17 protein-coding genes and 1 pseudogene are annotated in these 18637 nt (G+C 65.8%); 11 read left to right on the forward strand and 7 right to left on the reverse strand.

Annotated elements, in window-relative coordinates; all coding sequences use genetic code 11:
- Nucleotides 1–10: 10 nt before the first annotated feature.
- Entirely contained in the window at nt 11–946 is a 936-nt protein-coding gene (locus OKW30_RS22815) for a Rossmann-like and DUF2520 domain-containing protein (protein ID WP_429347634.1), read from the reverse strand.
- A 276-nt stretch (nt 947–1222) separates the two neighbouring features.
- On the opposite strand from OKW30_RS22815, the gene OKW30_RS22820 reads away from it, so the two are divergent.
- From OKW30_RS22820 to OKW30_RS22830, 3 genes are all read left to right on the forward strand, one after another.
- Nucleotides 1223–1384, forward strand: coding sequence for a hypothetical protein (locus OKW30_RS22820; RefSeq protein WP_167368604.1), 162 nt, complete (start codon nt 1223–1225; stop codon nt 1382–1384).
- 387 nt (nt 1385–1771) lie between these two features.
- A complete protein-coding gene (locus tag OKW30_RS22825; protein WP_184070891.1) occupies nt 1772–2074 on the forward strand; it encodes a hypothetical protein in 303 nt (100 codons plus the stop codon).
- Between the two features lie 206 nt (nt 2075–2280).
- The gene (locus OKW30_RS22830) at nt 2281–3246 is read left to right on the forward strand and encodes a threo-3-hydroxy-L-aspartate ammonia-lyase (RefSeq protein WP_429347635.1); all 966 of its coding nucleotides are present in this window, start codon (nt 2281–2283) and stop codon (nt 3244–3246) included.
- Nucleotides 3247–3317: 71 nt separating this feature from the next.
- On the opposite strand, the gene OKW30_RS22835 is transcribed toward OKW30_RS22830, so the two are convergent.
- Nucleotides 3318–3998: a LysE family translocator gene (locus OKW30_RS22835; RefSeq protein WP_184023233.1), complete on the reverse strand. Its 681-nt coding sequence runs from the start codon at nt 3996–3998 to the stop codon at nt 3318–3320.
- Nucleotides 3999–4044: 46 nt separating this feature from the next.
- Nucleotides 4045–5619, reverse strand: a complete 1575-nt coding sequence (locus tag OKW30_RS22840; RefSeq protein WP_184070887.1) for a UbiD family decarboxylase — start codon at nt 5617–5619, stop codon at nt 4045–4047.
- Between the two features lie 616 nt (nt 5620–6235).
- Here OKW30_RS22840 and OKW30_RS22845 point away from each other — a divergent pair.
- The gene (locus OKW30_RS22845; RefSeq protein WP_429347636.1) at nt 6236–7450 is read left to right on the forward strand and encodes a transglycosylase SLT domain-containing protein; all 1215 of its coding nucleotides are present in this window, start codon (nt 6236–6238) and stop codon (nt 7448–7450) included.
- 95 nt (nt 7451–7545) lie between these two features.
- On the opposite strand, the gene OKW30_RS22850 is transcribed toward OKW30_RS22845, so the two are convergent.
- The 4 genes from OKW30_RS22850 to ribBA all read right to left on the reverse strand — a co-directional run bounded on the left by OKW30_RS22850 (nt 7546) and on the right by ribBA (nt 11027).
- Entirely contained in the window at nt 7546–8742 is a 1197-nt protein-coding gene (locus OKW30_RS22850) for a pyridoxal phosphate-dependent aminotransferase (RefSeq protein WP_429347637.1), read from the reverse strand.
- A 159-nt stretch (nt 8743–8901) separates the two neighbouring features.
- Nucleotides 8902–9336: a transcription antitermination factor NusB gene (gene nusB / locus OKW30_RS22855; RefSeq protein ID WP_184023246.1), complete on the reverse strand. Its 435-nt coding sequence runs from the start codon at nt 9334–9336 to the stop codon at nt 8902–8904.
- Complete coding sequence (gene ribH, locus OKW30_RS22860) at nt 9333–9845, reverse strand: 6,7-dimethyl-8-ribityllumazine synthase (protein ID WP_013090228.1); 513 nt, start codon at nt 9843–9845, stop codon at nt 9333–9335. The genes nusB and ribH overlap by 4 nt, the downstream gene beginning before the upstream one ends.
- A gap of 48 nt (nt 9846–9893) precedes the next feature.
- A complete protein-coding gene (gene ribBA, locus OKW30_RS22865) occupies nt 9894–11027 on the reverse strand; it encodes a bifunctional 3,4-dihydroxy-2-butanone-4-phosphate synthase/GTP cyclohydrolase II (protein ID WP_184023248.1) in 1134 nt (377 codons plus the stop codon).
- 328 nt (nt 11028–11355) lie between these two features.
- Here ribBA and OKW30_RS22870 point away from each other — a divergent pair, with 328 nt between their 5' ends.
- The 7 genes and pseudogenes from OKW30_RS22870 to catA all read left to right on the forward strand — a co-directional run bounded on the left by OKW30_RS22870 (nt 11356) and on the right by catA (nt 18613).
- Nucleotides 11356–12477 (forward strand): enolase C-terminal domain-like protein, encoded by a 1122-nt coding sequence (locus OKW30_RS22870; protein WP_187630788.1) that lies wholly within the window; start codon nt 11356–11358, stop codon nt 12475–12477.
- Between the two features lie 28 nt (nt 12478–12505).
- Nucleotides 12506–13544 (forward strand): annotated as a pseudogene (locus tag OKW30_RS22875) (hypothetical protein).
- Nucleotides 13541–14206: a gluconate 2-dehydrogenase subunit 3 family protein gene (locus tag OKW30_RS22880; protein WP_429347638.1), complete on the forward strand. Its 666-nt coding sequence runs from the start codon at nt 13541–13543 to the stop codon at nt 14204–14206. The pseudogene OKW30_RS22875 and the gene OKW30_RS22880 overlap by 4 nt, the downstream one beginning before the upstream one ends.
- A complete protein-coding gene (locus tag OKW30_RS22885) occupies nt 14196–15839 on the forward strand; it encodes a GMC family oxidoreductase (protein ID WP_429347639.1) in 1644 nt (547 codons plus the stop codon). Before OKW30_RS22880 ends, OKW30_RS22885 begins: the two co-directional genes overlap by 11 nt.
- Nucleotides 15840–16144: 305 nt before the next feature.
- The gene (locus OKW30_RS22890; RefSeq protein ID WP_429347640.1) at nt 16145–17281 is read left to right on the forward strand and encodes a muconate/chloromuconate family cycloisomerase; all 1137 of its coding nucleotides are present in this window, start codon (nt 16145–16147) and stop codon (nt 17279–17281) included.
- A 27-nt stretch (nt 17282–17308) separates the two neighbouring features.
- Nucleotides 17309–17599 carry a muconolactone Delta-isomerase gene (gene catC / locus OKW30_RS22895; protein WP_090801477.1) on the forward strand — a complete coding sequence of 97 codons (291 nt, stop codon included), beginning with the start codon at nt 17309–17311 and terminating at the stop codon, nt 17597–17599.
- 78 nt (nt 17600–17677) lie between these two features.
- Nucleotides 17678–18613 carry a catechol 1,2-dioxygenase gene (gene catA, locus OKW30_RS22900; protein WP_429347641.1) on the forward strand — a complete coding sequence of 312 codons (936 nt, stop codon included), beginning with the start codon at nt 17678–17680 and terminating at the stop codon, nt 18611–18613.
- Nucleotides 18614–18637 lie beyond the last annotated feature (24 nt).

Consider the following 18637-nt stretch of genomic DNA (forward strand, 5'->3'; position numbering starts at 1 on the left):
TTATCACGGCTTACTTGACCCTTGCACCTGCCGCGGCCTGATTCAGCGAGCGGCCCAGCGATTCTTCCACAGCTTCGGAGATCGCTTCAATCGTCGCGGCCGGCGTTGCGCGACGTCGGGCGAGGTTGACCGCGCGGCGCGTCAGCAGACCATACAGCGCGGCATGGTCGCCGCCAAAGCCTTCGAGCAGCGCGAGCTGCTTCTCGACGACACCCGTATCGCCGCGCGATACCGGCCCCGCGAGCGCGTTCGGCAGGCCTTTGTCGCGCGCGGTTTCGATCGTGCCGGCGAGCATCGGCAGCAGCGCGCGCAGCGCGTCGTCTTCGGCGAAGCCGAGCGTGCGCCACAACGCCACGCATTCGGCGAGGCTGCAGAGCGCGAAGCTCGCCGCGTAGTGCGCGGCGGCGTGATACAGCATGCGGCCGCCCGGCGGAATCGACAGCGGATGGCAGCGCAGCGCGAGCGCGAGCGCGGTCAGCGTCTCCTTCAGTTCGCCGTCGGCTTCGATCGTCACCGAGCAGCCGACGATACGCTCGAGATCGGCGAGCTCGCCGCTAAATAGATACAACGGATGAAAGCCGCCGATCGCCGCGCCCTGATCGCGCGCTGGCGCGAGCAGTTCGACCGGCGAGGCGCCGCTGCAGTGCACGAGCGCTTTGCCGGGGTGGCTTGCCGCATCGCCTCCAAAGCGGAGTGTGTGCGCTGTCGTACCGATGCTGTCGTCAGGAACGGCTAAAAAAACGATATCGGCGGCGTCGACGGCCTGTTGCGGGTCGTCAGTGGCCGCGCAGTGTGCGATCTGGGCGGCGAGCCTGCGCGCGGAATCGGCCGAGCGGCTCGCCACCGCGGTGACCGGATAGCCGGCGCGCGCAAACGCGAGCGCGAGACAACGCGCGAGCCGCCCCGCGCCGATGAAGCCGACGCGCGGCAAGGAAGACTGGGACATGGTCACCTGCTCCAGACGGATCGTGTGAATGGGAAAGCAGCAGTATCTCGCATCCGGCGAAGCGCGGCCGCGATCCGGCCCCTTGCACGGTTCGACAGCGGTCGTCGGATGAGTTTGCGGGCGATATGGCGCCAACGGTCGGTCATCGGGTGGCGTGACGCCCGCGGTTGTGAAAACTGCTCACAATCGTACATGACAGGAACAGTGGTCGATGAGCCGGTTTGGCAGTCGTATTTTCCGTACTTCGTTCGCAGTCAGAAATTCGGGAGGGTCGAGATGAGTATTTTTTCTTACCGAAAGCACTTGCGGTTCCTGACGCGCGCCCAGCGCCGTCGCTGGTGGGATCAGAAAAAGCGCCTTACGCCGCGCGTGCGGATCAGCGGCGCATACGTGCCGCCCAACGTGTCCCGCGAATTCGTGTATGTGAAGGTCGGCTAGTCGCGCGGTCTTCGCAGATGAGAAAATGCCCGGCCTCGAGCAATTGAGCCGGGCATTTTTTGTTGGGAATTTGCTTCCGGCTGTCAGGATTGAAGCGAATTTGTAATTAAAGATTACCGATGCGCGAACTCAAACCCCTGCGCTCGATCAGACCTGTGACGCGCGGCCCGTCGCCCGCGTGCAACCCCTTGATTCCCGGCTGATTTCGCTTTGGTCGCGGCGGCGCGTAGGCGCGCTCGCGCCGCGCTCGGCAAAACGCTTCGGCTCGCCCTTGCAATTTGCAACAAATGTGAACATTTCGGCCGGGGCTTTTTAGATACATTGATTTCACAGCATGCGAGGCATGCGCAGTCGGCGACCTTGGCAGGCCGCGCTAGGAGAATAGAAGTGAAAAAGATCGTTCCGTTTGTCGTTGCAGCCGCACTCGGCTTGGGACTTACCGGCGCCGCTGAGGCAGGTGTTTCCGTCGGTATCGGCCTTGGGGTGCCGATCGCGCCGGCCTATCCGGTCTATGCGGCGCCGCCGCCTGTCTATTACGCCCCGCCGCCGCCTCCGCCGGTGTACGCGCCGCCGGTTGTGTTCGCACCGGCTCCGGTGGTGGTCGGAGGCTATTACGCCTATGGCCGCCCTTACTATCGTGGCTACCGTGGCTACTATCGCGGTTACGGGCACTCGTACTATCGTCATTAAGAAGTGCGGGCGCGCTTGACGCGCGTGGGAACGTCGACGGCGTAACGCCGGCTTGTGCCGGGTTACGTCGTTTCTTTTTGTGTCGCTGGTTTTTGCTTTCCGCAGCGTTCCTGGCTGGTGTCGCGCGCTCGCGCGAGCGCCGTTCCAAAGCATCGAGGAAGCTGGGAGAATGGCTGCTTCGCCACCGCTCCAGGAGAGTTTCGCCGATGCAAGCGCTTCCCGCTCCCACCTTCGATGACGTCCTCGACGCCGCCGCGCGTCTCGAAGGCGTCGCGCACCGCACCCCCGTTCTGACATCGAGCACGTTCGACGAGCGCACTGGCGCGTCGGTGTTCTTCAAGTGCGAAAACTTCCAGCGCATGGGCGCGTTCAAGTTCCGCGGCGCGTACAACGCGATTTCGCATTTCGACGCGGAGCAGCGCAAGGCGGGCGTGCTGACCTATTCGTCGGGCAATCACGCGCAGGCGATCGCGCTGTCGGCGCGCCTCGCCGGCATTCACGCGACGATCGTGATGCCGCACGACGCACCCGAGGCCAAGGTCGCCGCGACCAAAGGCTACGGCGGCGAAGTGATCAGCTACGACCGCTACAAGGAAAATCGCGAGAAAATCGGCCGCCGGCTCGCCGAAGAGCGCGGCATGACGCTGATCCCGCCGTACGATCATCCGCACGTGATCGCCGGCCAGGGCACCGCGGTCAAAGAACTGATCGACGAAACCGGCCCGCTCGACATGTTGTTCGTGTGCCTTGGCGGCGGCGGGTTGATCAGCGGCAGCGCATTGTCGGCGGCCGCGCTGAGCCCGGCCTGCACGGTGATCGGCATCGAGCCCGAGGCGGGCAACGACGGCCGGCAGTCGCTCGCACGCGGCGAGATCGTTCATATCGACGCGCCGCGCACGATTGCCGATGGCGCCGCCTCGACCCATCTGGGCCACTACACGTTCGCGGTCATCCGCCAGCTGGTCGCGCGAATCGAAACGGTCAGCGATGCGCAACTGATCGAGACGATGCGCTTTTTCGCGCAGCGCATGAAGATTGTCGTCGAACCGACTGGTTGTCTCGCGGCGGCGGCGGTGCTGAACGGCGTCGTGCCGGTGAAGGGCAAGCGCGTCGGCGTGGTGGTGAGCGGTGGCAATGTCGATCTGCCGAAGCTCGCGCAGTACCTCGCATGAGCGGCTCACGTCGAGTCGCATGAAGAAAAACGGCTCGCCGATGCGAGCCGTTTTTTTGTTCGCGAGCCGCCTCAGCTTGCCACTTGCGCGGTGCTCTGCACGATCAGATCGCGATACCCGTTGACGATCACGCTGTATGAGAAATAGGCGAACAGCAGCGCCGACAGAACGTGACACGCGCGCAGCAGACCGGCGCCCGCGCGCTTGCGTCCCTGGCTGCCGAGCCCGCAGATGAAAAGCGTCCAGCACAGGCCGCCCAGAAAGAATCCGCCGAGGAAGATCAGCGCGGTTGTCGGGCTCGTTGCGCCGGCCTTCGCGATCAGCGCGCCGCCGACTGCTGCGAACCACAGGATCGCCGACGGCGACGACACCGCGAGCAGCACGCCGCGCAGAAACCCGCGCCATGCCGACTGATGCGGCGCAGCCGCGTCGCCTTCGCCGGCAACAGCTTGCGCCGTGGCCGGGAACATCGCTTCACGCGCCATCTTCCAGGTGAGAAACAGGAGGATCGCCGCGCCGCCGATCCATACGACCCAGCGCACCGATTCGAACTGCAGCAGCGCGGCCATGCCCGCGAGCGCGAGCGTCGCGTAAATGAGATCGCCGACGCACGAGCCGAGGCCGAGCCAGAAGCCCGGCCGAAAGCCGTGCGACAGCGTCAGCGAAATGATCGCGACGTTCACGAGACCGATATCGAGGCACAGCGACAAGGACAGAAAAAAGCCGTCCGACATCATTGAAAAAGCGTGCATCCGCGCGAGCGCTCCATCCGTTATTGATTGTGTTGTCCCGCGCGCGTTACAGGCCGAGGCCCAACTCGTTCCACAAGCTATCGATACGCTGTTTGACTGCGTCGTCCATCACGATCGGGCGGCCCCATTCGCGGTCGGTTTCGCCCGGCCACTTGTTGGTTGCGTCGAGCCCCATCTTCGAGCCGAGGCCGGCTACCGGCGACGCGAAATCGAGATAGTCGATCGGCGTGCGGTCGACGAGCACCGTGTCGCGCGTCGGGTCCACTCGCGTGGTGATCGCCCAGATCACTTCCTTCCAGTCCCGGATATTGACGTCCTCATCGACGACGACGATGAACTTCGTATACATGAACTGCCGCAGGAAGCTCCACACGCCGAACATCACGCGTTTCGCGTGGCCGGGGTAGCTCTTCTTCATTTGCACGATCGCCATGCGGTAACTGCAGCCTTCGGGCGGCAGATAGAAGTCCGTGATCTCGGTGAACTGCTTCTGCAGCAGCGGTACGAACACTTCGTTCAGCGCGACGCCGAGCACCGCCGGCTCGTCGGGCGGTCTGCCGGTGTAGGTGGAGTGATAGATCGCGTCGCGGCGCATCGTGATGCGCTCGACCGTGAAGACCGGGAACCACTCCTGTTCGTTGTAGTACCCGGTGTGATCGCCATACGGGCCTTCGAGCGCGTGTTCGTACGTGGCCGACGCACCCTTCGACGGACGCGGCGGTGCGCCGGCCGGGGCGGGCGAGGGTGCGCCTTCCTGCGGATAGATGAAGCCCTCGAGCACGATCTCGGCGCGCGCGGGGACCTGCAGACCGTCGACGCCCGGTGTGACGCATTTCGCGAGCTCGGTGCGCCCGCCGCGCAGCAGGCCGGCGAACTGGTATTCGGACAGCGTGTCGGGTACCGGCGTGACCGCGCCGAGAATCGTCGCCGGGTCCGCACCGAGCACGACGGCCACCGGATACGGCTTGCCGGGATTTTTAAGCGCGAACTCACGAAAATCGAGCGCGCCGCCGCGATGCGCCAGCCAGCGCATGATCAGCTTGTTACGCCCGATCAGTTGCTGGCGATAGATACCCAGGTTTTGTCGACTCTTGTTCGGCCCTTTCGTGACGGTCAGACCCCAGGTGATCAACGGCCCGGCATCGCCGGGCCAGCAGGTCTGAATGGGCAATCTGGCAAGGTCGACGTCATTGCCTTCCCAGACGATTTCCTGGCAGGGCGGTGCGTTGACCGTCTTCGGCGCCATGTCCCACACGGCCTTCGCTAGCGACAGCAGCTTGCCGGCGTCCTTGAGCCCTTTCGGCGGCTCGGGTTCCTTCAACGCGGAGAGTAGCCGACCGACATCGCGCAGCGATTCGAGCGCCGCCTCGTCGCCCGCGCCCGCTTCGGCATCGATGCCCATGCCAAGCGCGACGCGGCGCGGCGTGCCGAACAGATTGCCGAGCACCGGGAACGCGTGCCGCTCGGTGTTCTCGAACAACAGAGCCGGGCCGCCCGCGCGGAGCACACGGTCGCAAAGTTCGGTCATTTCGAGATTCGGCGACACTTTTTGCGAAATTCGGCGCAATTCACCGATCGCCTCGAGGCGGCCGATGAAATCGCGTAAGTCTTTGTATTTCATCTGTGACGGTTCAGGGCCGCATGCACGGCGCATAGGACGGGGAGGGCAGGAGGAACGGCGTTGGTACCTATCTGACGCAAAAAACGATTGTCGATTTTACCTGCGTTAGCCACCGCACGTAGATCAACCAAATGGCCTGGTCCAAACAGCCAGGGTCGGATCGCCCGAAACGCGCATTGAGCGCGGTTCTCGGATGACTGAACACTGTTCATAATTACAAAAAGTTATCATTCTTGAATTCTATAGTGTTGACGATCTATAAAACCGTGCATAGAATCCGTCCACATTGGTTGCAGGGCGTTAACCTTTTTACCGTCGCCCCCGGTCCTCAGACGCAACGCGTCACCGTTTTGCTTCCCTGCAGGGTAGAACGGCATTATTGAAGTCCCTCACCAGCGTCCACCAACGCTGGTTTTTCGCGTGGGAGCCAAGCCCGATACACATCGAGTATGTGTGGGCTGTTTTTGAGATGGCTCCCCAAACGGTATTTGTTGCCGTTTTCCCGACGTCGCTGCTGCCCAACCAGAGAGCACGCGATGTCTTGACTCTGCGAGCGCGCTGTACCGCCTGATTTGTCCCGGCGGAGTTCGCGGATCATGCAAGATGGGAGATCTGAATGAACGCCTGGTTATCGTGGCGTCCCGATGGGCGTATTGCGCAGGTTGTGCGCGCTGCGCTGCGCAGCGGGACGCGACTGAGTCATCACCTGTTCAGCATTGTCGGCGGGATCGCCGTGGTGCTGGCTCTCGCACTGTGGCTGATGCCGACCTGGCGCGGCGCGCTCGCCGCGCGTCTGATGCCGGTCATTTCCGCTGCCGTGCAAGCGGGCCCCGCCCGCCTGCTGCAAGGCAATCCGCTGCCCGCCATTGGACCGACCAGAAACGCCGACGCATCCTCCGACGAATCGCTGTCGGCCAATTCGCCGAACATGCTGACCACGCCGAGTCCCACCGATGGCTCGAACGACGGCAGCATGACCCTCACCGCGGCCACCACCGGCTTCGACGGCGCGTTCGACGGCGCCGGCACGTCGGGCACGAGCGCCGCCGCGCTCAACGGCCTCGATCCGCGCACGATGCAGGGCGTCAGCGCGCTCGCACGTCTGATTCCGCAGCAGCGCGTGTCCGCCGATGCACGCGATGACCGCGTGCTCGTGTCGAGCCACGAGCAGGACCTGGTCGCGTCGTACCTCGCGCGGCGTTATCGCGTCGCACAGGAGCCCGTCGGCGAGCTCGTCAAAGCCGCGTTCGACACCGGCCGCGAAGTCGGCCTCGATCCGCTGCTGCTGCTGTCAGTGATGGCGATCGAATCGGGCTTCAATCCGTACGCCGAGAGCGGCGTCGGCGCGCAGGGCCTGATGCAGGTGATGTCGAAGGTGCATTCGGACAAATTCCAGTATTTCGGCGGCCAACGCGCGGCGCTCGAACCGCTCGCGAACATCAAGGTCGGCGCGCTCGTGCTGAAGGACTGCATCGCGCGTGGCGGCTCGCTGCCGGGCGGCCTGCGTCTGTACGTCGGCTCGACCGCGCCGGATGACGGCGGCTACGGCGCGAAGGTGATGGCCGAGCGCGGTCGTCTGCGCGACGTCGCGCGCGGCCGTAAGGTGCCGATCAATGCGCCGCAAGCTCCGGTGCTGACCGCGTCGGCCACGCCGGCGCCAGCCGCGGCGACGAGTGGTGGCAACGGCAAGCGCGTTCAGGTGACGCTGCAAGGCGGTCACGCGCTGAGCCCGGCGACGTCGGCGGTGCACACGCAGCCGGCCGATCAGGACGACGCGAACGCCAATTCGACGACGCGCCACGTGGCGTCGGCGTCGGAGCTGGGGGCTTGAGTTAGACGTTGCCGTGCCGCATGAAAACAAGGACACCCGAGGGTGTCCTTTTTTGCGTCTGGCGGGCCGGTTGCTGCCGAATCAATCCCGATGCGTCAATGCTGCCCGAACAGCTTTGCCAGCCGCTCGACCGCCTCTTCGAGCTTTGGATACGCGGTCGCATACGACAGCCGGATGTAGTCCTTCGGCGCGTGCGTGCCGAAGTCCATGCCCGGCACCAGCACGACCCCGGCATCGTGCAGCATCGCCTTCGTGAGCGCCGCGCTGTCGCCGGCCGCCGGATGCGCGACGCCACGGCAGTCCGCGTACACGTAGAACGCACCGTCCGGCATCACCGGCACGGAGAAGCCGAGCGATTCGAGCGCCGGCGCGATGAAGTCGCGGCGTCGCTTGAATTCGAGGCGCCGCGCTTCGTAGATCGCGATCGTCGCCGGCTCGAAACAGGCGAGCGCCGCGTGCTGCGCGAGCGCCGACGCGCAGATGAACAGATTCTGCGCGAGCTTTTCGAACGCGCTGACCAGCGCGGGCGGCACGACGAGCCAGCCGAGGCGCCAGCCGGTCATGTTGAAGTACTTCGAGAAGCTGTTGACGGTGACCACGTCGTCGCCGAACGACAGCGCCGACACCGGCTTGGCGTCGTAGCTGAGGCCCTGGTAGATCTCGTCGACGATCGTGAAGCCGCCGCGCGCGCGCACGGCCTTGACGATGCGCTCGAGTTCGGCCGGCTCGATCGACGTGCCGGTCGGATTCGACGGCGACGCGAGCAGCACGCCGCGGGTGCGCTCGCCCCACAGGCGTTCGACGTCGGCGGCGGTCAGCTGGAAGCGCTCGGCCGGCCCGCTCGGCACCATCACCGGCTTGCCTTCGGCGGCGATCACGAAATGGCGGTTGCACGGATAGCACGGGTCGGGCATCAATATTTCGTCGTCGCGATCGACGAGCGCCGCGCACGCCAGCAAGAGCGCGGCCGATGCGCCCGCGGTCACCACGATCCGCGCCGGATCGACGTCGATGCCGTAGAACTCGGCGTAATGCGCGGAAATCGCATCGCGCAGCGCGTGCACGCCGAGCGCGCTGGTGTACTGCGTGACGCCGCGGCGCAGCGCGCTCGCGGCCGCCTCGATGACCGGCTCGGGCGCCGTGAAATCCGGCTCGCCGATGCCCATGTGAATGATGTCGCGCCCCGCGCGTTCGAGCAGCACGGCCTCCTTGGCCAGTTCCATCACGTAGAAAGGCTGGATGGCGTCGACGCGCGCGGCAAGCCGCACGAGAGGTTCGGTCACGGAGTTCATACGGTCAGTCCAGTTCAGAAGCAGGACGGCGCCTACCCATCAAATGATGCGTTCATCGATGCGCGCAGCGCCGTCCTTGCGGGCGATCGAGGTGCTTCGCCCTGTGCAGTGCGACGTGGCAGGGAGCCGATGCGCGGCATGGCCCCACCGGCGCCGCGCTCAGCTCTTGCGAGCCGCCTGAGTCTCGGTGGCGCGCAGTTGCGCCGAGAGCTTGTCGAGCACGCCGTTCACGTACTTGTAGCCGTCCGAGCCGCCGAACGTCTTGGTCAGCTCGACCGCTTCGTTGATGACCACGCGATACGGAATGTCGACGTGATTCTTCAGTTCGAACGCGGCGACCAGCAGCACCGCGCGTTCGACCGGCGACAGTTGATCGATCGGACGGTCGAGGCACGGCGCGATCGCGGCGGAAAGTGCTTCGGAATCGCGCATCACGCCATGCAGGATCGCGTCCAGGTGCTCGTGATCGGCCTTGTCGTAACCTTGCGCGCCGCGTAGTTGCGCGTCGATCTCAACGCCGGGCGAGCCCGACAGCAGCCACTGGTAAAGCCCCTGCGTGGCCAGTTCGCGGGAGCGTCGGCGTGCGCTCTTCATGCCTCTTCCTCGTCGTCTTCGTCTTCATCTTCGTCGTCATCGCCGCCGAGCTGCTCGAGCGCGACCGCGAGGTTCGCCATTTCGACAGCCACGCGCGCGGCGTCGCGACCCTTCTCGGTCATGCGCGCGACGGCTTGCTCGTCGTTCTCGGTGGTCAGCACCGCGTTCGCGACCGGAATGCCGAAGTCGAGGCCGATGCGCGTGATGCCCGCGCCGCTTTCGTTCGAAACCAGCTCGAAGTGATAGGTCTCGCCGCGGATCACCGCGCCGAGCGCGATCAGCGCGTCGAATTGCGCGCTTTCCGCGAGCTTTTGCAGCGCGAGCGGGATTTCCAGCGCGCCCGGCACCGTGACGAGCAGCACGTCTTCGCCGGTCACGCCGAGGCGTTCGAGTTCTTCGATGCAGGAGTCGGCGAGGCCGTTGCAGACGGGTTCGTTAAAGCGCGCCTGGACGATGCCGATGCGCAGTCCGTCGCCGTCGAGATTCGGTTGGTATTGTCCGATTTCCATATGAATTCCGTAGTGTTTGAGTGGGCGCGAGGCGCGTGAGTGGCCGGATCAGAGTTGCGGGGCTTGCGTTTTGCTGCCGGGCATCGGAATGAAGCCCGTGACTTCGAGACCATAACCCGACATGCTGCCGAGCTTGCGTGGGTTCGACAGCACCTGCATCTTGCCGACGCCGAGTTCGCGCAGAATCTGCGCGCCGATGCCGTAGGTCTTGAAGTCGACCGGCCGGCGCTTCAGCGCGTCCGCTTTTTCCTTCGAGTCGAACGCCTTGAAGACGTCGATCAGATGGTCTTTCGAGTCGCCGCAGTTCAGCAGTACGACCACGCCGAGATCGCGTTCTGCGATTTCCTGGATGGCCGCGTCCAGCGTCCACGAATGGGTGGATTCGCCGACTTCGAGCAGATCCAGCACCGACAGCGGCTCGTGCACGCGCACCGGCGTGTCGCGATCGGGCATCGGCGTGCCGCGCACCAGCGCGATGTGCGGCTGGCCGCTCGGCTGATCGAGATACATGACCGCGCGGAACGCGCCGTGCGCGGTTTGCATCGTACGTTCGCAAACACGCTCGACGATCGACTCGGTGCGGCTGCGATAGTGAATCAGATCGGCGATCGTGCCGGTCTTCAGGCCGTGCTCCTTGCCGAACTCGAGCAGGTCCGGCAGACGCGCCATCGTGCCGTCGTCCTTGATCACTTCGCAGATCACCGCGGCAGGCGTGAGGCCCGCGAGCCTCGTGAAGTCGCAGCCGGCCTCGGTATGGCCGGCGCGCACCAGCACGCCGCCCGGCTGCGCCATGATCGGGAAGATATGGCCCGGCTGCACGATGTGCTCGGCCTTGGCGTCCGGCGCGACCGCGGCCGCGATCGTGCGGGCCCGGTCGGCCGCCGAGATGCCGGTCGTCACGCCTTCGGCCGCTTCGATGCTGACCGTGAACGCGGTGCCGTACTGCGTGCCGTTGCGGTAGGTCATCAGCGGCAGGTTCAGCTGCTGGCAGCGATCCTGGGTCAGCGTCAGGCAGATCAGGCCGCGGCCGTAGCGAGCCATGAAATTGATCGCTTCCGGAGTGACAAACTCGGCGGCGATCACGAGGTCGCCCTCGTTTTCGCGGTCTTCTTCGTCGACGAGGATCACCATCCGGCCGGCTTTCAGTTCGGCAATGATCTCTTGGGTGGAGGCGAGCGTCATGTTGGCGAGTTTTTCGGGAAAGCGCGTATTTTACGCCACGCGCGAGCCCAAGTCGCCTCCGCCAGACGACATAGGCCGTTTGGCCGACTGTGACGAGCCGGGCGGGGTTGCCATGCTCGTCGAAACGGTGGGCGCGCGCGCGAGTGGCGTTGGCGGCAACGCGAAGAGTGCTCCAGCGCGGCCCGCTTTACGGATTGCAATAGTGCGGAACGGTACTTGCGACGCAGCAGGCAGCTTCGTCTCACTACCACCCGGAGACCGGAATGTCGGGGACCGTCGGCTGTTGCATCAATGAAGGGCGTCACGCGTGCGCGCAAGGAGCGCGTCGATGAAGCGCGGCGCCACGAGCGGGGGCTCGTCGCAAGCGCCCGTGAGCGCGCTGCGCGCGAGCGCGTACCGCATTCCGACCGACGCGCCGGAGGCCGACGGCACGTTCGCGTGGGACGCGACCACGCTGGTCGTCGTCGAGGTCGACGCGGGCGGCGACACCGGCATCGGCTACACGTACAGCGATGCCTGCATCGTCGCGCTGATCCAGGGCGCGCTCGCCGCCTGCGTGCTGAATCACGACGGATTGGACGTCGGCGCGCATTGGCAACGGTTGCAGCGCCAGGTGCGCAATCTCGGCCGCGCGGGACTGGCCGCGACAGCCATTTCGGCAATCGACTGCGCGCTGTGGGACCTGAAGGCGAAGCTGCTCGGCGTGCCGCTCGTCGGGCTGCTCGGCGCGTTGCGCCCGGCCGTGCCGGCTTACGGCAGCGGCGGCTTCACCACGTATACGAACCAGCGCTTGCAGCAGCAGTTCGCCGGCTGGGTCGCGCAGGACGGCTGCCGGTGGGTAAAGATGAAAATCGGCAGCGAGCCGGACAAGGACCCGGCGCGCGTCGCGGCGGCGCGCGCGGCGATCGGCGGCGCGGGCCTGTTCGTCGACGCCAACGGCGCGTTCACGCCGCAACGGGCGCTGTACTACGCGCAACGTTTCGCCGAGCACCAGGTGAGCTGGTTCGAGGAGCCCGTGTCTTCGGACGACGAAGCGGGCCTGCGCGGCGTACGCGAGCGCGTGCCGGCCGGCATGGAGATCGCCGCCGGCGAATACGGCTACACGCTCGACGACTTCCGCCACCTGCTCGCGGCGGGGGCCGTCGACGTGCTGCAGGCCGACGCGAGCCGTTGCGGCGGCATCACCGGCTTCCTGCAGGCCGCCGCGCTGTGCGACGCGTATCACGTGCCGCTGTCCGCGCATTGCGCACCGGCGCTGCATCTGCACGTCGCGTGCGCGGCGCCGCGCTTGCGCCATCAGGAGTGGTTCCATGACCACGCCCGGATCGAAGCCATGCTGTTCGACGGTGCGCCGCGGTTGCGCGACGGCCAGATGGAGCCGGACCTGTCGCGGCCCGGTTGCGGGCTCGAGTTCAAGCATGGTGACGCCGAGCGCTATCTCATCAAATAAAACAGGCCACGACAAGGAAGCGATATCGATGGGCTCTTCACGCGTACCCGGATTGCTGTACACGGCGGCGGCGGTGACGGCCGTCGCGGCGTTGGCCGCGCGCGGCGCGGGAAGACCGGAGTCGCATCGCGAACGGCGTGAGAGCGGCCCGCAACACCACGAGCGTCGGGCATCCGTGACGTTCCCGACGTGTGCCGCCCGCAGCCATCAGCGCGCGCCGGCGCGCGTGCACGCGAGCGAACCCATCGCCGAGGCGGAGGCACACGTCGAAGCGGCCCGCACCTTCAACCACAGCTCCGCGCTGCTCGCGCTGTCGGTGCTCGCCGACAGCGCGATGGAGCACTACCGCGGCTCGTTCGACAACCCCGCGATGTTCACGCCACTCGTCAGCGCGAGTCTGTCGCTCGCCGCGGGCCTGCATGGTGGCGCGGATCGTCGCGGCCAGACGCATCGCGCGCGCCGTGCGATCTATCTGACCCGCGGCGGCGACGGGCATCGCCGGCACGGGCTTCCATTTCTACAACGTGATGAAGCGGCCGGGCGGCTGGAGCTGGAACAACCTGTTTCACGCGGCACCGCTCGGCGCGCCGAGCGCGTTGCTGCTGTCAGGCGCGCTCGGTGCCGTCGCCGAACGCTTGCGCGACGAGCCCGCAGTCGACCCGCAACTGCTCGGCATGCCGGCCGGTCAGGCGCTCGGTCTGCTGGTCGCGGCGGGTCTCGTCGGCACGGTGGGGGAGGCCGCGCTGCTGCATTTTCGTGGCGCGTTTCAGCATCGCGCGATGTACGCGCCGGTCAGCATTCCGCCGATCACGGCTGCGCTGCTCGCGCATGCCGCGCTGTCCGCTCCGCGCGAGCGCTGGTACACGCGGCTCTGGTTACGCATCACGACCGTGCTCGGCTTTGTCGGCGCGGGTTTTCACGCGCGCGGGATCGCGCGTCGTCAGGGCGGCTGGCGCAACTGGAGCCAGAATCTGTTCGACGGGCCGCCGCTGCCCGCGCCGCCGAGCTTTTCCGCGCTGGCGCTCGCCGGGCTCGCCGCACTGCGTCTGCGGGAGACTGAAAAATGACCGACGGACCACGCTCGACCCGAGCCACCCGCTATCCCGGCTACGACGTGCTCGACAAACGCACGACGCCGTCGTGGGACGCGCACACCCGCGCGGTGATCGCCGAACGCCTCGCGACACCGCTCGAGCCGCGCTTTTTCAACGCGGTCGAATGGCTCGCGGTCACGTCGCTGTGCGCCCGCATCGTGCCGCAAACGAATGCGCAGCCGGTGGTGCCGCTCGCCGCGCTGCTCGACGCGCGGCTCGCCGGCAATGGCAACGACGGCTACCGCGACGCCCGTTTGCCGCCGATGCGCGACGCCTGGCGCATCGGCCTCGCCGCGCTCGATGCCGAGTGCCGCGAGCGCGGCGGCCTGCCGTTCGCGAGCCTCGCGGAGGACACGCAGATCGCGCTGCTCGGCGAGATGCAGCGCGGCGAACTGACGAACCCCGCGTGGCGCGGCATGCCGTCGAAGCTGTTCTTCGGCGAGCGCGTGCTGCACGACATCTGCGGCCTCTACTACTCGCACCCGCACGCGTGGAGCGAGATCGGCTTCGGCGGCCCGGCGAATCCGCGCGGCTATGTGCGCATGTACCTGAACCGGCGCGATCCGTGGGAGGCGGTCGAAGCGACGCCCGACACCCATGAGCAGGCCGCGAAGGAGAACCGCCGTGTCCGATGACGCGCAGCAACGGCCGCGCGGCAAGGACGGCCGCGCACCCGACGTGTTCCAGCGCGGCGGCTGGGTGCCGATGCGCACGTACCCTGACGGCGAGGAGGTCGATTTCGCGATCGTCGGCACCGGCGCCGGCGGTGGCACGCTTGCGTGCCGGCTTGCGGAAAAAGGCTTCAAGGTCGTCGCGTTCGATGCCGGCGCGTGGTGGCGTCCGCTCGAAGAGTTCGCGTCTGACGAAGCGCATCAGGAAAAACTGTTCTGGACCGACGAGCGCATCTGCGACGGCGACAATCCGCTGAAGCTCGGCAACAACAACAGCGGCAAGGCGGTGGGCGGCAGCACGGTCCATTTCGCGATGGTGTCGCTGCGCTTTCGGCCCGAGTGGTTCAAGTCGCGCAGCGTGCTCGGCTATGGCGCCGACTGGCCGCTCGACTGGCACGAGATGTGGCACTACTACGGCGAGGTCGAGGACGCGCTGAAAATCTCCGGACCGGTGAATTATCCGTGGGGGCCGAAGCGGCCGCGCTATCCGTATCGCGCGCATGAGCTGAACGCGGCGGCGCTGGTGCTCGCGCGCGGCGCCGAGGCGCTCGGCATCGGCTGGAGCCCGACGCCGCTCGCGACCCTCTCCGCGCCGCGTGGCCGCGCGCATCCGTGCGTGTACCGCGGCTTTTGCGTGTCCGGCTGCGCGACCAACGCGAAGCAAAGCGCGCTTGTCACGTGGATCCCGCGTGCGCTGCGAGCCGGCGCCGAGGTGCGCGATCTGGCGATGGTCGGCCGCGTCGTCACCAACGACGCGGGGCTCGCCACCGGCGTCGAATATCTGCGCGAAGGACGCTGGCGATTCCAGCGCGCGAAGCACGTGGTGGTGGCCGGCTACGCGATCGAAACGCCGCGCCTGTTGCTGATGTCGGCCAACAGCCGCTTTCCCGACGGACTCGCGAACAGTTCGGGACTCGTAGGCAAAAACCTGATGGCGCAGTCGAATCAGGCCGTCTACGGCACCTTCGATGAAGACATCCGCTGGTACAAAGGGCCGCCGTCGCTCGCGCTCACCGAGCACTGGAACTACGAAGACAAGGGCAAAGATTTTTTCGGCGGCTACTGCTACATGAGCCAGGGTCCGCTGCCGAACGGATGGGTCGCGGTGCAGAACAGCCGCGGGTTGTGGGGCGACGCGCTCGGCGCGGAGATGCTCAAGTACAACCACCAGGCGGGGCTGAAGATCGTCGGCGAGATGCTGCCGCAGCAGCGCAACCGCGTGACGCTTGCCGACGAGAAGGACCAGTACGGGCTGCCGATCGCGCGCGTCACCTATTCATGGTGCGACAACGACAAGCGGCTCATCGCGCATTCGCTCGACTTCATGGAGCAGGCGCTCGCGGCCGCCGGCGGCAAGGAGATCTGGCGCGAGACCGACGACACCTGCCACCTGAACGGCACCGCGCGCATGGGTGACGATCCGTCGACGAGCGTCGTCGACGCGGACTGCCGCAGCTGGGACATCCGCAACCTGTGGGTGTGCGACGGCTCGGTGTTTCCGACCGTGGGCGGCGTGAATCCGTCGCTGACGATTCAGGCGATCGCGTGTCGCACCGCCGAGCGCATCGCCGCGCTGGCCGCGCGCGGCGAGTTGTAGCGGGAGTGTTGCCCACGCGCATGAGCCACAGTCCGGAACGATGGAGTACTCACTGCGCGATCCGGCTGGTTACACAACATGCTCTCCATGCATCGAACATTGACCCAAGTCATGTTTGAGGCGCAAAAGCGGCCTCTTTTTCGATGCCCCACCTGCATGGTGCAATGCAAAATCCATAGAAAGGCCGGGCTTGCTGACCTCACCATACCCTGCAGGTATGAAATAGGACAGGAAAAGTATTGGACGGGCCAAACGGGCGAAGGGTATAAAAACATCCAATGAACTCATTTCTCGACGCAGCCGCCATGATCCAAGCGACCATCGAACGTATCGAAACCCGCCTCGTCGATCTGCCGACGATCCGCCCTCACAAGCTGTCGGTCGCCACGATGTACGGGCAGACGCTGATGCTGGTCAAGGTGTACTGCAGCGACGGCATCGTCGGGATTGGCGAAGGCACCACGATCGCCGGCATGGCCTATGGCCCGGAAAGCCCCGAAGCAATGAAGCTCGCGATCGACGCCTACTTCGCCCCGGCGATGATCGGCAAGGACGCGACGCAGATCCAGGCGCTGATGGCGCACCTCGGCAAGCTGGTCAAGGTCAATCATTTCTCGAAGAGCGCGCTCGAAACCGCGCTGCTCGACGCGCAAGGCAAACGTCTCGGCGTGCCGGTGAGCGAACTGCTCGGCGGCCGTCGCCGTGAGCGCCTGCCGGTTGCGTGGACGCTCGCGTCGGGCGATACCGCGAAGGACATCGCCGAAGCCGAGCACATGCTCGACGTGCGCCGCCACAAGGTCTTCAAGCTGAAGATCGGCGCGAAGGAACTGAAGACCGACATCAAGCACGTCGCCGAGATCAAGAAAGCGGTCGGCGAGCGCGCCGCGGTGCGCGTCGACGTGAACATGGCGTGGAGCGAGACCCAGGCCGCCTGGGCGATTCCGGCGCTGGCCGACGCGGGCTGCGATCTGGTCGAGCAGCCGGTCGCGTCCGCCGCGGCGCTCGCGCGACTGATGCGCCGCTTCCCGGTCGCGCTGATGGCCGACGAAGTCCTGCAAGGCCCGGACAGCGCGTTCGAGATCGCGAAGAACGGCGGCGCCGATGTGTTCGCGATCAAGATCGAACAGAGCGGGGGCCTGTTCGCCGCGCAGCGCGTGGCCGCGATCGCAGATGCCGCCGGCATCGAGCTGTACGGCGGCACGATGCTCGAAGGTGCGTTCAGCACGGTGGCGTCGGCGCATCTGTTCGCGAGCTTCGCGAATCTGCAATGGGGCACCGAGCTGTTCGGGCCGCTGCTGATCACCGAAGACATTCTGACCACGCCGCTCGACTACAGCGACTTCGAACTGACCGTGCCGAACGGCTCGGGTCTCGGCATCGAACTCGACGAGGCGAAGGTCGAACGATTCACGCGCGACGGGCTGATGAAGGTCACCCGCTAAACGGATTCAGATCAAGAGGATTCAACGATGCTTTTCCATGTACGAATGGACGTGCACCTGCCGGTCGACATGCCGGCCGAAGTGGCGAACGAAATCAAGACCCGCGAGAAGGCTTACTCGCAGGAGCTCCAGCGTAGCGGCAAGTGGCGTCATATCTGGCGCCTCGTTGGCGAGTACGCGAATTACAGCATCTTCGATGTAGAGAGCAATGCCGAACTTCACGACATTCTGTCCGGCTTGCCTCTGTTCCCGTACATGAAGATTTCGGTGACGCCTCTGTGTCGTCACCCGTCGTCGATTCGGGACGGCGACATCTGAGCCCAGGGGCCAGGCGCTTTTGACGGCGAGCGCATCCAAAGCCATCTTTTCCCCCTATACCAACTGGAGACAGTCATCGTGAGCGTCAAAGTATTTGAAACCAAAGAAGTGCAGGATCTGCTGAAAGCCGCTTCCAACGTCGATGCCGGGAATGGCAACGCGCGTTTCCAGCAGATCGTTTTCCGTCTGCTGGGCGACCTGTTCAAGGCAATCGATGACCTCGACATCACGCCCGACGAAGTCTGGGCCGGCGTCAACTATCTGAACAAGCTCGGTCAGGACGGCGAAGCGGCGCTGCTCGCGGCCGGCCTCGGTCTCGAGAAGTATCTCGACATCCGCATGGACGCCGAGGACAAGAAGATCGGTCTCGAAGGCGGCACGCCGCGTACGATCGAAGGCCCGCTGTACGTCGCCGGCGCGACGGTGCGCGAGGGCGTCTCGAAGATCGACGTCAACCCGGACGAAGACGCGGGCCCGCTCGTGATTCGCGGCACGGTCAAGGATCTGGACGGCAAGCCGGTCGCCGGCGCGGTCGTCGAGTGCTGGCACGCGAACTCGAAGGGCTTCTACTCGCACTTCGATCCGACCGGCGCGCAGAGCGACTTCAACCTGCGCGGCGCGGTGAAGACCGGCGCCGACGGCAAGTACGAGGTCCGCACGCTGATGCCGGTAGGCTACGGCTGCCCGCCGCACGGCTCGACGCAGCAGCTGCTGAACGTGCTGGGCCGTCACGGCAACCGTCCGGCGCACGTGCACTTCTTCGTCAGCAGCGACGGCCATCGCAAGCTGACCACGCAGTTCAACATCGAAGGCGATCCGCTGATCTGGGACGACTTCGCGTATGCAACGCGCGAAGAGCTGATTCCGCCGGTCGTCGAGAAATCCGGTGGCGCGGCGCTGGGCCTGAAGGCCGATACGTACAAGGAGATCGAGTTCAACTTCACGATCACGCCGCTGGTCCAGGGTAAGGACAACCAGCTCGTCCATCGTCTGCGCGCTTCGGCCGAAGCGTAATCGCACGAGGCGGCGCCGTGGCGA

It is taken from the genome of Paraburkholderia sp. Clong3, assembly GCF_050436485.1.
In the GTDB taxonomy this organism is placed as follows: domain Bacteria; phylum Pseudomonadota; class Gammaproteobacteria; order Burkholderiales; family Burkholderiaceae; genus Paraburkholderia; species Paraburkholderia tuberum.

What these genes read in the sequence shown, in the direction of transcription:
- OKW30_RS22890 (WP_429347640.1), top strand. Translation starts at nt 16,145, where the DNA reads ATGATCCAAGCGACCATCGAACGTATCGAAACCCGCCTCGTCGATCTG.
- OKW30_RS22850 (WP_429347637.1), bottom strand. Translation starts at nt 8,742, where the DNA reads ATGAACTCCGTGACCGAACCTCTCGTGCGGCTTGCCGCGCGCGTCGAC.
- OKW30_RS22840 (WP_184070887.1), bottom strand. Translation starts at nt 5,619, where the DNA reads ATGAAATACAAAGACTTACGCGATTTCATCGGCCGCCTCGAGGCGATC.
- catC (WP_090801477.1), top strand. Translation starts at nt 17,309, where the DNA reads ATGCTTTTCCATGTACGAATGGACGTGCACCTGCCGGTCGACATGCCG.
- nusB (WP_184023246.1), bottom strand. Translation starts at nt 9,336, where the DNA reads ATGAAGAGCGCACGCCGACGCTCCCGCGAACTGGCCACGCAGGGGCTT.
- ribBA (WP_184023248.1), bottom strand. Translation starts at nt 11,027, where the DNA reads ATGACGCTCGCCTCCACCCAAGAGATCATTGCCGAACTGAAAGCCGGC.
- OKW30_RS22880 (WP_429347638.1), top strand. Translation starts at nt 13,541, where the DNA reads ATGACCGACGGACCACGCTCGACCCGAGCCACCCGCTATCCCGGCTAC.
- OKW30_RS22820 (WP_167368604.1), top strand. Translation starts at nt 1,223, where the DNA reads ATGAGTATTTTTTCTTACCGAAAGCACTTGCGGTTCCTGACGCGCGCC.
- OKW30_RS22835 (WP_184023233.1), bottom strand. Translation starts at nt 3,998, where the DNA reads ATGCACGCTTTTTCAATGATGTCGGACGGCTTTTTTCTGTCCTTGTCG.
- OKW30_RS22815 (WP_429347634.1), bottom strand. Translation starts at nt 946, where the DNA reads ATGTCCCAGTCTTCCTTGCCGCGCGTCGGCTTCATCGGCGCGGGGCGG.
- ribH (WP_013090228.1), bottom strand. Translation starts at nt 9,845, where the DNA reads ATGGAAATCGGACAATACCAACCGAATCTCGACGGCGACGGACTGCGC.
- OKW30_RS22870 (WP_187630788.1), top strand. Translation starts at nt 11,356, where the DNA reads ATGAAGCGCGGCGCCACGAGCGGGGGCTCGTCGCAAGCGCCCGTGAGC.
- OKW30_RS22830 (WP_429347635.1), top strand. Translation starts at nt 2,281, where the DNA reads ATGCAAGCGCTTCCCGCTCCCACCTTCGATGACGTCCTCGACGCCGCC.
- OKW30_RS22845 (WP_429347636.1), top strand. Translation starts at nt 6,236, where the DNA reads ATGAACGCCTGGTTATCGTGGCGTCCCGATGGGCGTATTGCGCAGGTT.